This is a genomic window from Undibacterium umbellatum (assembly GCF_014284125.1).
Classification (GTDB): Bacteria; Pseudomonadota; Gammaproteobacteria; order Burkholderiales; family Burkholderiaceae_D; genus Undibacterium; species Undibacterium umbellatum.
Genome location: NZ_JACOFX010000090.1, coordinates 1 through 271 on the forward strand (window position 1 = coordinate 1; position 271 = coordinate 271).

The window sequence follows — 271 nt, forward strand, 5'->3', positions numbered from 1 at the left end:
TGGTGGATGCCTTGGCGATATCAGGCGATGAAGGACGTAGTAGCTTGCGATAAGCTGCGGGGAGTGAGCAAACACACATTGATCCGCAGATTTCCGAATGGGGAAACCCGGCCGTAAGGTCATTGCATACTGAATACATAGGTATGCAAAGCGAACGTGGCGAACTGAAACATCTAAGTAGCTACAGGAAAAGAAATCAACCGAGATTCCCAAAGTAGTGGCGAGCGAAATGGGAAGAGCCTGCAAGATTTAGCATCTTTGATAATAAAAC

General features: G+C 46.9%; 1 rRNA gene. It reads left to right on the forward strand.

From position 1 onward, the window contains the following. A 23S ribosomal RNA gene (locus H8L47_RS29310) occupies positions 1-271 on the forward strand; the annotation flags it as partial.